Raw genomic sequence first — 14,873 nt, forward strand, 5'->3', positions numbered from 1 at the left:
CGTTTTCAAAAGGTGCATCACACTCTGGGCGCACTGCCCTTCGCGCGACCGTTGCGGGGTCGCACCCTGCCAAGCGCGCGCGAGATCACGGGGATGCGCAACAGCATCAAGACAATACCGGCCAGCGCATAGCCACTCCACTGGGTCATGTCAGCACGCACCACCCAGAAAAAGTGCAACAGCACTAGTATCAGCGCGATATAAACCAGTCGATGCAAAAACTTCCAGCGTTTGCCGAGGCGCTTCATCGAATATTGGTTGGAGGTCACCGCCAGCGCCAGCAGCATTAAAAGCGCGGCAAATCCGACAATGATATAGGGCCTGCGCTGTAGATCCTCACCCAGTGCCGAGAAATCAAGGCCGAGAATGAACAGCAGATAGCTGGTCAGATGCAAAACGCCGTAGCTGAAGGTCCATAGCCCCATTTGCCGACGAATAAGCGCAAATCCCTTCCAGCGGGTCAGCTTCATCAGCGGTGTCAGACTCAGCGTCAACAGCAGCAGTATCAGCGCACACTGACCGAAATTGAGCAGCAGATATTGACCGGGTTCCGGGCCTGCCTGCCCCATCGCTACCTGTCCGGCCCACCAGAGAAAAGGCAGCAGCGCTGCCACAAATACCGCACATCGCCAGAGTCGCATTAAAAGTACTTCCGCAGGTCCATGCCTTTATAGAGGGACGCCACCTCGTCTCCATAGCCGTTGAACATTTGCGTATCGATCATGTTGGTACTGAACAGGCTATTGGGCAGACGACGCTCGCGCGCCTGACTCCAGCGCGGATGATTCACATCCGGATTCACGTTGGAGTAAAAGCCGTATTCATTGGCATTGATGGTCGGCCAGGCCGTGGGCGGTTGCTCCTTGACCAGCGAGATACGCACGATCGACTTGATGCTTTTGAAACCATATTTCCAGGGCACCACCAGGCGCACGGGCGCACCGTTTTGATTGGGCAACACACGCCCGTACATGCCCACACTCAAAAGCGTCAGCGGGTGCATGGCTTCATCCATGCGCAGCCCTTCCTGATAGGGCCAGTGGATGAGCCCGAAGCGTGAGCGTTGCCCCGGCATCTCCTCCGGTCGCATCAACGTCTGAAAGCGCACATATTTCGCATCGCTGGTGGGCTCGACACGTTTGAGAAGGGCAGACAGCGGCACACCCATCCATGGAATGACCATCGACCAGGCCTCGACACAGCGCAGACGATAGATACGTTCTTCAAGCTGTTGTTCGCCCAGCAGCTGGTTGACGTCCAGCGTACCGGGTTTGGCCACTTCCCCATCAATCTCGATGGTCCACGGCTCGGTGGTCATCTCGCTCGCGTGCTTGTAGGGATCATCCTTGCCGGTGCCAAATTCGAAGAAATTATTGTAGTGTGTGGCATCATTGAAGGGGGTGAGCTTGTCGTTTTCTCCGGGTGTCACTGCCTTCCATTTCGTCTTCTCGAGACGCGAGGCAAACCATTCGGGACGAGTGCCCTGCTCGACCTCGTCATATTGAGAGGCCGCCCAGGCGCTGCGCGGCAGCGCTGCTGCCATGCCAAGGCCTGCCACCCCGGCCATGAAATGGCGGCGCGCATGATAGACCGATTCTGATGTGACCTCGTTTTCACCAATGTGGTGAGGCTTTCGTGTCTTGATCAGCATGGCATCCTCTACTTGACGATCGTTATGGTTACTGACCGTTACATCAGGGAATAGTTTCAGGCATCCAGACAGGATATGCCACTACCGGATATACCCTTCCCGTATACAACCTTTTCCGTATACAACAACGCCCGGCAGTGCCGGGCGTAACAGGTGATTCATGACAGGTGTTTGACCCTGATGGCTCAGGACACCCTTTCACCGTGTGCCTGCTTGTCAGCATGATAGCTTGAACGCACCAGAGGACCTGACGCGACATGCTTGAAGCCCAGCTCGCGACCCTTCTCGGCAAACCATGCGAAGGTGTCGGGGTGCACCCAGCGGTCGACCGGCAGGTGATTGCGCGACGGCTGCATGTACTGACCCAGGGTCAGCATGTCGACATTGTGGGCACGAAGATCACGCATGACCTCAACCACTTCTTCGTCGGTTTCACCGACACCCAGCATCAGACCTGACTTGGTCATCACTTCCGGGCGGACTTCCTTGTAGCGCTTGAGAAGATCCAGCGACCACTGGTAGTCGGCACCCGGACGGACGCGACGATACATCGACGGTACCGTTTCAAGGTTGTGATTGAACACATCCGGCGGCTCCTGGCGCATGATATCGATCGCCTTGTCCATGCGACCTCGGAAGTCAGGGACCAGCACCTCGATTTCAAGATCGGGACTGCGCTTTCTGATCTCTTCAATGCAGTTGTTAAAGTGCTGCGCGCCACCGTCACGCAGATCATCACGATCCACGGAAGTGATCACGACATACTTCAGACGCATCTCTGCGATGGCTTCTGCCAGTTCGCGCGGCTCGTCTTCATTGAGCGCGTTGGGACGGCCGTGCGCCACATCACAGAAGGGGCAGCGGCGCGTGCAGATATCGCCCATGATCATGAACGTTGCCGTACCGCCATTGAAGCACTCGCCAAGATTGGGGCAGGACGCCTCTTCGCAGACCGTGACCAGCTTGTGACGGCGCAGGGTTTCCTTGATGCGGGTCACCTCTTTCGAGATGGGCATGCGCACCTTGAGCCAGCTCGGCTTGGTCGGCAGGGTCTCGGTCGGAATGACCTTGACCGGAATACGGGAAACCTTGTCGGCGCCGCGCAGCTTGACGCCTTTTTCGGCCCGTTGTTTGGGGGTGGTAGCAGTCGTCTCGGTCATCAGTTTGATCCTGTTACTCGAGAAATGTGGGTCAGCACCCCGGGTGCGCTCACCATCTCCTGAAGCTCGGGGTTGCCGAGTTCAGCGGCAAAGGCTCCGAGCAATCCTTGTGCTTCACGCGCCATGTCCGGTGGTTGCGACAAAAGATCGCGAAGCTGTGTCATTCTGAGCCCTGCGTAACCGCAGGGGTTGATATGGCCAAAGGGTGAAAGATCCATATCGATATTGAAGGCAATACCGTGAAAGCTGCTGCCTCGTCGAATACGCAGCCCGAGTGAGGCAATCTTGGCCCCATCGACATAGACACCCGGCGCATCCGATTTCGAACCGGCGTGGATACCGTGTTCGCCAAGCACACGAATGACGGCATTTTCGAGGGCATTGACCATGGCACGCACCCCGATGCGTCGCCTTTTGACATCAATCAGCGGGTACATGATCAGCTGACCGGGCCCATGATAGGTGACCTGTCCACCGCGGTCACTTTGTACCAGCGGAATATCGCTTGAACTCAGCAAATGTTCAGGCTTGCCGGCACGCCCCTGAGTAAAGACAGGAAAATGCTCCACCAGCCAGATCTGATCCCGGGTCGTTGAATCCCGCTCATCGGTAAAGCGACGCATCGCCTCCCAGATGGCGGTGTAATCACATACACCCAGACGATATACGCCAATGGGCTGATCATCCAGGCTTGTATCACTCATTGGTCCTACCTCTGGGAGCGCCGGCAACAACGCCTGTCAGTTGCTGGAGATCAAAGCACCATCTGAACACGGCCGGTCGCCTTGAGCGCCACGAACAGGTCGTTGAGCTGTTCTTCGCCGGTGGCGTAGATGGTGACATGCAGGGAACGGTACTTGCCATTGCGGCTATCGCGATGCGTCACTTTCGAACGGTCAAACGCCGGCGAAAAACGCTCCACGATATCGAGCATGTCACGATCGAATTCGACATCGTTGTTTCCCACGATCTTGATGGCGTAATCACAGGGAAACTCGATTTTGGGCGCCTCCTGCGTCTTGTTGGCATCACCGGGAGACGACAGGATAGCGGCAGGCTTTTGGGATGAAGGCCTGGACATGATAAACCTCTTGATCATTGCAGGCTGAACGTTCGCCCGATTGCCTGACATTTTACTTAAAAAGGGGGGATTCGTCAGCCGAATCCCCCCTCATGGTCATGACTCAGTCCAATTTTCAGCCTTTAGAACAGACCCTGAACAAACTTCAGAAGACCATCCCATAGACGCTTGAACAAGCCACCCTGCTCGATGCTTTCCAGCGCGACCAGCGGCTGCTCGTCGATGACCTCATCGTTTTGCACGATCTGAACGGTACCGTACTGCTGGCCGGCCTCGATGGGCGCCTGCAGGTCGCCGTTGATATTGATGCGATTGGACAGCCCGCCTTCATCCTGCTTGGAAGCCGTCAGATAGACATCGTTGGCCACACCGAAGGCGCCTTCATCCTGCGTGCCCCCCCAGACGCGCGCACGTGTGAGCTCCTGCCCGGCGTCATAGACTTTCTGGGTCTGGAAGTATCGAAAGCCATAGCTCAGAAGCTTCTGGGTTTCCTGCGAGCGAGCCTCTTCCGAATTGGTTCCCATGACCGCGGCAATCAAGCGGGTATCGCTTTGCTGCGCGGAGGCCACCAGGCAGTAGCCCGCCTCATCGGTATGGCCGGTTTTCAGACCATCCACTGTCTTGTCACGCCACAGCAGCAGATTGCGATTGGGCTGCTTGATGCCGTTCCAGGTGAAATACTTTTCGGCATACAGTGAATAGTGATCGGGAAAATCATTGATGATATGGCGAGCGATGATGGCCATGTCATGCGCCGACGAGTAGTGCTCGGGGTCCGGCAGACCGGTCGGGTTCATGAAATGCGTGTTCTGCAGGCCCATCTGGCGGACATGCTCGTTCATCAGGTCGGCAAATGAGGACTGACTTCCGGCGATATGCTCTGCCATGGCCACTGTGGCATCATTGCCCGACTGCACCACAATGCCCTGCATCAGGTCCTTGACCGGCACATTGCTGTTTACCTTGACGAACATGCGTGAGCCGCCGGTCTGCCAGGCCTCCTTGCTGATGCGAACTTCATCGGTCGGCGACATGTTACCGCTTTCAATTTCGCTTTCGGCGATGTAGGCGGTCATCATCTTGGTCAGACTGGCCGGCGGAACACGCTTGTCGGCATCATGATCGACCAGTACACGGCCGGATTTGGCATCCATCAATACCCACGATTTCGCAGCAAGCGCAGGCGGCGAAGGAATAAAGCTGGAAGGTGACGGACCATCGGATGCCATCGCGGGCGCCGCCGTCAGCGTCAGTGCCAGTGAGGAAAACGCGACAAGGTGGCGCCAGCGGCATACGTTTACTGCAAAAAGGGTCATATTGCCTTTCTCTGTTTGCTTGTATTCAGTCCGAGCCAGTTACCCGATGTAGCTGGTCATAGCCTGCTTCATGCAGTTCGGACCTGACTGATTCCACCATGATCGGATCATCGAGCGGGCCCACCTGTACCCGATGCATGGCGGCATGTCGTGTTACCCGAACCGGCCTTGAAAGACGCGTTTCGAGCTTGTCCCTGAGCGCCTGAGCGCTCGCATCCGATCCCAGGGCAGCGACCTGCAGATAGACGGCGCTCCCATGATCGCTGCTGCCAGGCACAGGCGTGGAGGTCTCCCCTGAAGAGAGATCAGCTTCTCTGCGGGCAGATGTCTGCGCTTTTGACGCTCCCGGAGAAGCCTCGGTTCGCGCTGCAACCTGTTGATTATTGTTATGTCGGGCCTGCCATTGACGCGGATCGATGGCGGTCACCCGCACCCTGGCAGTGCCATCGCCGAGCATATCCAGTCGAGACGCCGCTGCATAGGAGAGATCAATCAAACGATCGTCATGAAACGGCCCGCGATCGTTGACTCGAACAATGACAGAGCGGTCATTGGCCAGGTTGGTCACACGCACGAAGGTGGGCAACGGCAGAGTGCGGTGCGCCGCCGACATGGTGTACATGTCATATTGCTCACCATTGGCCGTATCGTAGCCCTGAAATTTCTGACCGTAGAAGGATGCGCGCCCCGTCTGACTATATCCGTCGCTCGAAGAGAGCACGTGGTAGCGCTTGCCCAGCACCTGATAGGTGGACTGATTGCCGCTGCGGGACAGCGGCTCTACCTGCGGCACGGCATCAGGCACTTTGGAGACATCGGTGTGACGGTCAGGATAGGCATCGCGGGACATGGCATATCGCCCGCCCGACCCGCCACTGCCGCTGGCACAGCCTCCCAAAAGCGTGGCCATGACGATCAGCACTATCAGATGTCCGGCATTTTCGGGCAACAAGGCTTTCAAGGCCGACACGCTAACTCTCCCGTTGAAGCGCCGCCTGAATCTGCTCGGCCAGTGTCGTGACGGCCATGGCATAAAGATGGCTATGGTTGTAGCGCGTAATGACGTAGAAATTATGCAGCCCCAACAGGTAGTCGTTGTGGCCATCGGCATAATCCAGCGCCAATGGAATCACGTCCTGGTCACCGGAAATGGCAATGTCTGGCGTAATCCCCTGTGCTTCGAGATCAGCCACGCGCATATAGGGCGGCTTTGCCTGATTGAAGTCGACGTTTGCGGGTTTTTCCGCCCCTTTCAGATGTGCCGCCACCGTCAGCGGCTGCCCCGAGCGCCAGCCATGCTCGGCGAAATAATTGGCCACACTGCCGATGGCATCCACCGGCTCCTTCCACAGGTCCTTGATGCCATCATTGTCGAAATCGACCGCATAGGCCTGGTAGCTGCTGGGCATGAACTGTGGCAACCCCATCGCCCCGGCATAGGAGCCCTTGAGCTCCATCGGGTCGAGCCCCTGCTCACCGGTCAGGGTCAAAAAGGCTTCCAGCTCACGACCGAAGAAATCACTGCGCGGCGGGTAGTCAAAGGCCAGCGTGCTCAGGGCATCGATCACGCGATAGCTGCCGGTATGGCGACCATACCAGGTTTCCACACCGATAATGGCGGCGATGATTTCGCGCGGCACACCATATTCCTGCTCAGCACGGGCCATGGCGTCACGATGGGCACGGATAAATTCGACCCCGCCGGCCACACGCTCGGGCTTGATGAAGATGTTGCGATACTGGTCCCAGCGCAAATGGTGCTCGGCGGGTTTTGAAATCGCATCGATGATCTTTTGCTGACGACTGGCCCTTGCAAGCGTTGTGGTCAGCTCCCGACGATCAAGCCCGGACTGCGTCAGCCTGTCGACCATGGCGCGCGCCTGTTCATTGGTGCTCGGGTCATACTCACCGGCTGCATTGACCAGCGGCGAAACCGCCAGCAGCATTGCCATGGCCCAGCGCCATCTCCTGCCTGAATGACATCGATCCGACTTCATCCCGTCTCTCTCTAGCGTGGCGTGGTCTTGTGATGGGTAAAAACGGCCATCAGCATACCGAAGCCGGCCATCAGGGTCACGCTGGCCGTTCCGCCATAGCTGATCAGCGGCAAGGGCACGCCAACGACCGGCAGCACCCCGCTGACCATGCCGACGTTGACAAACACATAGACAAAAAAGGTCAGAATCAGGCTGCCGCCCAACAATCGGCCGAAGGTATCGTGTGCCTGATTGGCCATGTAAAGGCCGCGCCATATCAACAGCAGGTAGCAGCTCATTAATACGGCCATGCCAATCAGCCCGAACTCTTCCCCCAGCACCGCCACGATAAAATCGGTATGGCGCTCGGGCAGAAATTCAAGCTGCGACTGCGTGCCCTGCATCCAGCCCTTGCCATGGATGCCTCCCGAGCCGATGGCCGTCTTGGACTGAATAATGTTCCAGCCGGCACCCAGCGGATCGCTTTCCGGATTCAAAAAGGTCAGTACCCGCTGTCGCTGGTATTGGTGCATGTTGAACCACAAAAGTGGCATGGCAGCGATGCCCAGCCCGCCACATACGGCAATAAAGCGCCAGGAAAGCCCTGCCAGCAGAATCACGAAAACGGCAGAGGCCGTCACCAGCATGGAAGTGCCCAGATCGGGCTGATTGGCAATCAATGCCACCGGAACGCCCATCAATAACAAACAGACCAGCAGATCCAGCCATCCAGGCGGCAGCACTCGCCGCGACAGGTAAGCAGCAATGGTCATCGGCATGGCAAGCTTCATGAGTTCGGAGGGCTGAAAGCGTATGACGCCGGGAATGGTAAGCCAGCGCTGAGCCCCCATGGCATGGGTGCCGATCACATCCACGGCCACCAGCATCAGGGTCACCACGACGTAGAAAAACCAGGCAAGGCGCTGCATGGTGCGTGGTGAAAACTGCGCAATCAGCAGCATGACTAAAAAGGCGGCACAGAATCGAAGCGCCTGGGCTTCGACCAGATAGGTGGACTCTCCGCCAGCGCTGTAGAGCACGATCAAACCGCCGGTAACGATGGTGAGCAGCGCCAGCAACAGCCAGGGATCCAGATGCAGGGTGCGCCAGCTCAGACGCTGGTACTGCCGACGGCTGCGACGGTAAACCCGCTGCCAGTAGTCGATCATCATCGTCAGTCTCCCGTCGCAATCTGCTGAGCGGTACTTTCATTTTGCCGGGCATGACGCTGCGCTTCCTCGCTGGACTTCATGCTCGGCAGTATCCAGGCATCGAGCATTTCGCGCGCAATGGGGGCAGCCACCCTGCTGCCACCGCCGCCGTTTTCAATAATGACCGCCACCGCGATTTTGGGGTCATCCACCGGCGCAAACGCCGTAAACAGGGCATGGTCATGCAAACGCTCTTCAAGCTCGGAGGCGTTGTACTTTTCCTTTTGACCCAGCGTAAAGACCTGCGCCGTGCCTGACTTGCCGGCCATGCGATATTGAAGATTACGCCCTGATGCGCGACCCGAGCCTTCACTGCCACTCATGACATTTTCCATGGCGTCATGGATCAGATCCCACCAGTGCGGGTTATCCAGCTTGATGTCATCGGGAGTATTCTTGAAAGGCGGTGCAATCTCCTGGTCGCCGACCTGCATGGCCAGATGAGGGCGCACCCATTTGCCATTGTTGGCCATCACGGCCACTGCAGTGGCCATCTGCAAGGGCGTTGCCAGCCAGTAGCCCTGCCCGATACCTACCGACAGGGTTTCCCCCGGATACCAGACCTGGTTGTAACGACCGCGTTTCCAGTCGCGACTGGGCATCAGACCACTGCCCGCCCCCCAGACATCCAGACTGTGATCTTCACCGAATCCATACTTGTGCATGAAGTCGGAAAGCCGGTCGATGCCCATGCGGTGGGCAAGCGTAAAGAAATAGGTGTCGTTGGAAACCGTGATGGCACGTTTCATGTCGACCCGGCCATGGCCCCAGCGCAACCAGTTGCGATAGCGCCTTGAGTCATTGGGCAACTGATAGTAGCCCGGGTCATAAACCGTATCGGAAGGCTGAATCAGGCCATATTCCAGACCCGCTGACGCCATATAGGGCTTGACCGTCGAGGCCGGCGGATACTGCCCGCGAGATGCCCGGTTATACAGCGGCATATCTATATCATCACGAAGTGCGGCGTAGGATTTCGTATCGATGCCGGTCACGAACTTGTTATTGTCAAACCCGGGCTCTGACACCATGGCGAGGATAGCGCCAGTGGCAGGCTCAATGGCGACAATGGCCCCACGCTTGCCCTTCAAAAGATCATGTCCCAGCTTTTGCAGCTTGGAATCCAGCGTCAGCGTCAGGTTCTTGCCAGGCTGCGGGGGCGTTCTGTCGATCTCGCGCAGCGCACGGCCACGGGCATTGGTTTCGACCCGCTTCACTCCGGCATGACCATGGAGCTCGTCTTCATAAAACCGTTCGATACCGGTCTTGCCAATAAAGTGCGTGCCGGCGTAATTGCTGGTATCGATGCGCTGCTGATCTTCCTGACTGATGCGCCCGACATAGCCCAGCACATGGGACATCCACTCCCCGTCCGGGTAGTAGCGGATGAGCTGAGCCTCAACCTCTACCCCGGGAAGCCGATACCGATTGACCGCGATTTTGGCAATCTGATCTTCATTGAGATCGCTGAGCAGCAGCGCCGGCTCGTAGGAGCGAAGTCGCTCGCGCGAGCGCTGCGTCAGCACATCATGCTGATCCTCGGGAAGACCCAGAATAGTGATCAGGCGGTCTATGGTCTGGCCGACATCACCGGCCTGCTCACGCACCAGAGTGAGATTATAGGTCGGCCGGTTTTCGGCCAGCACCTTGTGGTTACGATCAAAGACCAGGCCGCGGTTGGGCGGCAGCGGTTCAACGCGCATGCGGTTCTTATCCGAGCGCGTAATGAAGATGTCGTGTTGAACAACCTGCAGCCATACCATGCGCCCGATCAGGCCGGAAAACATGATAAGCACAAGCAACGCCGCCAGAATGCTGCGGCGTCGAAAGATGCGTGCCTGTTGTTCGGAATCCTTAAGCGTGGCGCGACGTGGGCGCATTGACAATATTGCCCAAAAACGATAAACGGATAAGTCGCCCAATGGGCGCAAGACGATACACGCTCAGACCCCGTTAGCGATGATAGGGATGCCCTGTCATCAGGGTCCAGCCACGATAAAGCTGCTCGGCCAGCAATACGCGTACAAGCGGATGAGGCAGCGTCAACGGCGACAGGGACCAGCGAAGATCGGCGCGTGCCAGGCAGCGTTGATCAAGGCCGTCCGGCCCGCCAATCAGCAGTGACACATCACTACCGGACATCTGCCACTCGCCCATGCGCTCGGAGAGCGCCGGCGTCGACCATGGCTTGCCTTCGACATCAAGCGCTACGACGAGTTCACTGTCCCTGATTTTTGACAGCAGGCGATCCCCTTCAACGCGTATTGCCCTGGCAGGATCAGCGCTTTTCTGACGCGGGCCGGGTGACAGCTCAACAATTTCAAGCGCCATTTCCCGCGGCAGGCGCTTGCGGTACTCCTCAACGCCCTGCGTGACCCAGCCCGGCATTCGCGTGCCGACAGCAAGCATTCTCAACTTCAAGAGTGATGCTCACCGACGGCTTCATGGCGCCCCAGATCATTGGGCAGCTCGCTCCAGAGCCTTTCCAGATCATAGAGTCTGCGGGCCTCGGGCATCATGACGTGGACCACCACATCGCCCAGGTCTACCAGCACCCAGTCGCTGCCGGCCTCACCTTCGATGCCCAGCGGGCGAACGCCTTCATTCTTGGCGCGCTCTACGACATTGTTCGCCAATGCCTTGACGTGTCGGCTGGAAGTACCGCTGGCCACCACCATGACATCGGTCACGCTGGTCAGTCTGGAAACATCGAGCTCGGCGATATCACGCCCCTTGAGCTCTTCCAGGGCGTCAACCACCAGAGATGAAAGTACTGTCTGCATAGCTCCTCGGAGATAAATGGTTCAGAGCGCATTGTACCGCTGTCAGGCGCAGGCACCATAGACATTTGAAGCTTTTGGCCTTTACAGGCCTCACTCTGACGTTTCGAGATAAAGTTCGTGGCGAGCAATAAAGGCCTCAACGGCCAGTGGCATCAGATATCGCACGCTGCGCCCTGCGGCCAGCGCCTGTCGAATGGCCGTCGCGGAAATGGCCATGGCCGTCGTCTGATTGTAATCCAGCACCCGGCCACAGGGCTCAGCCATGAGGGCGTCAATGCTGTCGACACGGCGTGCCTCGACCAGCGCCTCGAGCGCCGGGCGCTGCACTTCATCACTTTCCGGACGTCCGATGACCAGAATGTGGGCATGATCAAAAAGCGCCTCGGGCTCGTGCCATTCATGCAGCTTCAAAAAGGCATCACGCCCCAGCACCATGAGAAGGCGCGCCTGATCACCGTACTGCTCGCGCAGCGACCTGAGCGTATCCAGAGACCAGGACGGTCCATCGCGGTGAATCTCGCGATCATCCGCCACCAGCCCCGGAGTATCCGCCAGCGCCAGCTTCAGCATGCTCAGGCGATCCTCGGAGCTGACCCCCGGCGCACTGCGATGTGGCGGCAGATGCGCCGGCACCATATGGACGATATCCAGCGACAGTGCTTCTCGAAGCTCGACGGCCGCGCGCAGATGCGCGATATGAACCGGATTGAAGGTGCCGCCAAACATGGCGACACGGGCATTACGTTCTGACATGACCATCGCCCAGCACGATATATTTGCGCGTGGTCAGTCCCTCGAGTCCGACCGGGCCTCTGACGTGCAACTTGTCGGTAGAAATGCCGATTTCGGCGCCCAGACCATACTGCGCGCCATCAGCAAAGCAGGTCGGGGCGTTGACCATGACAGAGCTTGAGTCCACTTCCAGCATGAAACGCTGAGTATGCCCAAAGTGGTTACTGACAATGGCATCGGTGTGATGAGAGCCGTAGTGATTGATGTGCTCGATGGCAGCGTCCATGTCTTCCACAATCCTGACGGACAACTCCGGCCCCAGGTATTCGGTCCACCAGTCTTCTTCCGTGGCAGGCTCGACATCGGTTAGCGCCTGCACCCTGTCACAGCCATGCACCGTAACGCCGGCGTCCTGAAACTTCGTAATCATGGCCGGCACAAAGGCCTGTGCGATCTCCTGATCCACCAGCAGCGTCTCCATGGCACCGCAGATGCCATAGCGAAAGCACTTGGCATTGAAGGCGATGTCAAAGGCCATATCGAGCGAGGCATGGCGGTCCACAAAGACATGACAAAGCCCTTCCAGATGTTTGATGACCGGAATGCTGGCTTCCTCGGAGATACGCTTGATCAGTGACTTTCCGCCTCGCGGAATGATCACGTCCACATACTCGCGTGCCGTGATCAACGCGCCTACCGCGTTGCGATCGGTGGTCTCGATCAGTTGCACGGCGTGGCCCGGCAATCCGGCCTTTTCAAGGCCTGACGCGATACAGCGAGCAATGGCACAGTTGGATTCAAAGGCCTCCGACCCGCCGCGCAGGATAGCGGCGTTACCGGCCTTGAGACACAGCGCAGCGGCATCGACCGTCACATTGGGGCGAGACTCATAGATGATTCCGATCACACCGAGCGGCGTGCGCATGCGGCCGATACGCAGCCCATTGTCCTGGGTGCGCAGATCATCAATGCCGCCCACCGGGTCCGGCAGCGAGACCACGGTTTCAAGCCCGGAAATCATGGCATCGATGCGTGCAGGCGTAAGCAGCAGGCGATCCATCAGCGCCTCTGACAGCCCTTCTGCCTTGCCCCGTGCCATATCGCGCGCATTGGCTTCCAAAAGCGTGTCGCGCTGATGCGAAAGCTCCAGAGCCATGGCGGCCAGCGCGGCATTTCGCTGCCCGGTGGTACTGCGACGCAGCAGCCCGGACGCCTGGCGCGCCTGCTGCCCCAGCAGTGCCACGTGCGCAGCGATATCGATATCCCTTGTTTGCACCTCAGACGTCATCTGCGCTGTTCTCCTGTATCCCAAATGCGCGGCCGCGCGTATCTATCGTCGACTCCTGACGCTATCGGAGTGCACAGCGGCTGACTATACTGGCCGACGATTTTACGTTTGCCTATCCGATACTTATGAATCGCTACTATAAGCCAGTTGCCGGCAGCAGTAAAAACTGCGCCGGGCAAGGCAAGCCACCGTGTGGAGTCGCTTTTGATGCACCCCGTTGCCCTGATTGATCAGTGGGCCCATAACCCGACGGTTTTGATTTTGATCGTGGGTATTGTCGCCCTGCTCGAATCGCTGGCACTGATTGGTCTGGTCATGCCAGGCGTTGTCATGCTGACAGCCGCTGCATCACTGGCAGGCCATGACCAGGTCTCCATCATTATTTTAATGGTGAGTGCCTTTATTGGTGCCGTGCTGGGCGATGGCGCCAGCTACTGGCTCGGTCGCACCCAGCGTGATCGTCTTCGTGGCTGGTGGCCGTTCAACCGCTACCCGCAGTGGGTCGACCAGGGAGAGCGCTTTTTCACTCGCCATGGCGCCCTTTCGGTGGCGTTTGGGCGCTTTGTCGGACCGGTGCGCCCCATCATTCCCATGGTGGCCGGCATGATGCACATGTCTCCGGCACGTTTTTTGACCGTCAATGTGATTTCGGCGTTGCTCTGGGCGCCGGCGTATCTATTGCCCGGTTACTATCTGGGGCGCAGCTGGCAGCGGCTGGTACACCTGCCAGCCGGGACAGAACAGTGGCTATCGGTATTGATGCTCATGTTCGTCGTACTCGGCTTTGCCCTGTCATGGCTGCGTCGTCGCATGGATCGTGACAGCCGGCTTTATCGCGGCCTGTTGATGCGGGCACGGCGTTACAGCGCGACGCGACGACTGTGGCTGAGCCTTCGCCAGCGAAAAATCGGCGGTGAAATCCCGCTGGCCTCCATCGTGCTGCTGCTGGCAGGCATTGTTGCCTTCATTGGCTGGACGTGGCTGGTTGCCGGTCTTCAGCAGCCGCTCGCACTGGATACTGCGGCGCGAAGTTTCTTTTCACGGCCTGACAACATGGCATTGATGCGAGCCTCAACGGTGGCGGATCGTATCGGGGATGCCATAGGCATCGGCGCCATGCTGCTGCCCTGGCTTGCATGGCTACTGTGGCGAAAACGACTGGCGGCCCTGATCCACTGGGGCGGTGCACTGGCCCTGCTGGCGTTCAGCAACACGGCCCTCAAGCAATGGATTGGGCGTGCCAGACCGGACACGCCGGAACATTTGATCGGCTCGTTTTCTTACCCGAGTGCCCATGCCTCGACAGCGGTTGTCTTCTGGGGATTGAGTGCTGCGTTTATTGCCGAAGGGCTTTCAAGTCGCGCCAGACGATGGCCGTACTGGGTGGCCATCGTGGCGGCAAGCGTCGTGGCCCTGTCACGCCTGACCTTTGGTGTGCACTGGCTCAGTGATCTCATTGGCGGTGCGTTATTGGGACTGATCGTCTGTGGGGCTACCCGCATCAGCTACCACTTTTTTGCCCATCGCTATCTGGCAGGCGCCGTCCATCGCCGCCAGCTGGTACTGCTGACGCTGGCCTCCGTCGTGCTGGTGATCGCGCGCATTGTGTGGCTGCCCGCCTTCTGATTGATCTGTTTGCCCCTGCTGCTATATCAACATCAACGGGGCCATCTTC

15 protein-coding genes are annotated in these 14,873 nt (G+C 58.3%); 1 reads left to right on the forward strand and 14 read right to left on the reverse strand.

All coding sequences use genetic code 11. The annotated features are described in order from the left end of the window. Window positions 1-17: 17 nt before the first annotated feature. The 14 genes from msrQ to ACUN8C_RS09125 form a co-directional block, all read right to left on the reverse strand. Window positions 18-641, reverse strand: a complete 624-nt coding sequence (gene msrQ, locus ACUN8C_RS09060; protein WP_445618921.1) for a protein-methionine-sulfoxide reductase heme-binding subunit MsrQ — start codon at window positions 639-641, stop codon at window positions 18-20. Next, complete coding sequence (msrP, locus tag ACUN8C_RS09065) at window positions 641-1,651, reverse strand: protein-methionine-sulfoxide reductase catalytic subunit MsrP (protein WP_445618922.1); 1,011 nt, start codon at window positions 1,649-1,651, stop codon at window positions 641-643. The genes msrQ and msrP overlap by 1 nt, the downstream gene beginning before the upstream one ends. A gap of 185 nt (window positions 1,652-1,836) precedes the next feature. Next, on the reverse strand, window positions 1,837-2,811 hold the full coding sequence (gene lipA / locus ACUN8C_RS09070; protein WP_108842103.1) for a lipoyl synthase: 975 nt from the start codon (window positions 2,809-2,811) through the stop codon (window positions 1,837-1,839). Continuing rightward, window positions 2,811-3,515, reverse strand: coding sequence for a lipoyl(octanoyl) transferase LipB (gene lipB, locus ACUN8C_RS09075; protein ID WP_445618923.1), 705 nt, complete (start codon window positions 3,513-3,515; stop codon window positions 2,811-2,813). The genes lipA and lipB overlap by 1 nt, the downstream gene beginning before the upstream one ends. Window positions 3,516-3,565: 50 nt before the next feature. Continuing rightward, window positions 3,566-3,892, reverse strand: coding sequence for an HP0495 family protein (locus ACUN8C_RS09080; protein WP_108842105.1), 327 nt, complete (start codon window positions 3,890-3,892; stop codon window positions 3,566-3,568). A gap of 122 nt (window positions 3,893-4,014) precedes the next feature. Beyond that, window positions 4,015-5,208 carry a D-alanyl-D-alanine carboxypeptidase family protein gene (locus ACUN8C_RS09085; protein WP_445618924.1) on the reverse strand — a complete coding sequence of 398 codons (1,194 nt, stop codon included), beginning with the start codon at window positions 5,206-5,208 and terminating at the stop codon, window positions 4,015-4,017. Between the two features lie 25 nt (window positions 5,209-5,233). Next, on the reverse strand, window positions 5,234-6,178 hold the full coding sequence (locus ACUN8C_RS09090) for a septal ring lytic transglycosylase RlpA family protein (RefSeq protein ID WP_445618925.1): 945 nt from the start codon (window positions 6,176-6,178) through the stop codon (window positions 5,234-5,236). 1 nt (window position 6,179) lies between these two features. Further along, a complete protein-coding gene (gene mltB / locus ACUN8C_RS09095; protein ID WP_445618926.1) occupies window positions 6,180-7,160 on the reverse strand; it encodes a lytic murein transglycosylase B in 981 nt (326 codons plus the stop codon). Between the two features lie 56 nt (window positions 7,161-7,216). After that, complete coding sequence (gene rodA, locus ACUN8C_RS09100; protein WP_445621847.1) at window positions 7,217-8,353, reverse strand: rod shape-determining protein RodA; 1,137 nt, start codon at window positions 8,351-8,353, stop codon at window positions 7,217-7,219. Between the two features lie 5 nt (window positions 8,354-8,358). Beyond that, the gene (gene mrdA, locus ACUN8C_RS09105; protein ID WP_445618927.1) at window positions 8,359-10,275 is read right to left on the reverse strand and encodes a penicillin-binding protein 2; all 1,917 of its coding nucleotides are present in this window, start codon (window positions 10,273-10,275) and stop codon (window positions 8,359-8,361) included. A gap of 73 nt (window positions 10,276-10,348) precedes the next feature. Next, window positions 10,349-10,816 (reverse strand): 23S rRNA (pseudouridine(1915)-N(3))-methyltransferase RlmH, encoded by a 468-nt coding sequence (rlmH, locus tag ACUN8C_RS09110; protein ID WP_108842110.1) that lies wholly within the window; start codon window positions 10,814-10,816, stop codon window positions 10,349-10,351. Beyond that, entirely contained in the window at window positions 10,813-11,178 is a 366-nt protein-coding gene (gene rsfS / locus ACUN8C_RS09115) for a ribosome silencing factor (RefSeq protein WP_108842111.1), read from the reverse strand. The genes rlmH and rsfS overlap by 4 nt, the downstream gene beginning before the upstream one ends. Before the next feature lie 90 nt (window positions 11,179-11,268). Continuing rightward, entirely contained in the window at window positions 11,269-11,931 is a 663-nt protein-coding gene (gene nadD, locus ACUN8C_RS09120; RefSeq protein WP_445618928.1) for a nicotinate-nucleotide adenylyltransferase, read from the reverse strand. Then, window positions 11,918-13,198, reverse strand: a complete 1,281-nt coding sequence (locus tag ACUN8C_RS09125; RefSeq protein WP_445618929.1) for a glutamate-5-semialdehyde dehydrogenase — start codon at window positions 13,196-13,198, stop codon at window positions 11,918-11,920. The genes nadD and ACUN8C_RS09125 overlap by 14 nt, the downstream gene beginning before the upstream one ends. A 207-nt stretch (window positions 13,199-13,405) precedes the next feature. Between ACUN8C_RS09125 and ACUN8C_RS09130 the strand changes: the two genes are divergently transcribed. After that, a complete protein-coding gene (locus ACUN8C_RS09130) occupies window positions 13,406-14,824 on the forward strand; it encodes a bifunctional DedA family/phosphatase PAP2 family protein (protein WP_445618930.1) in 1,419 nt (472 codons plus the stop codon). Window positions 14,825-14,873 lie beyond the last annotated feature (49 nt).

Source organism: Kushneria sp. Sum13 (genome assembly GCF_052692355.1).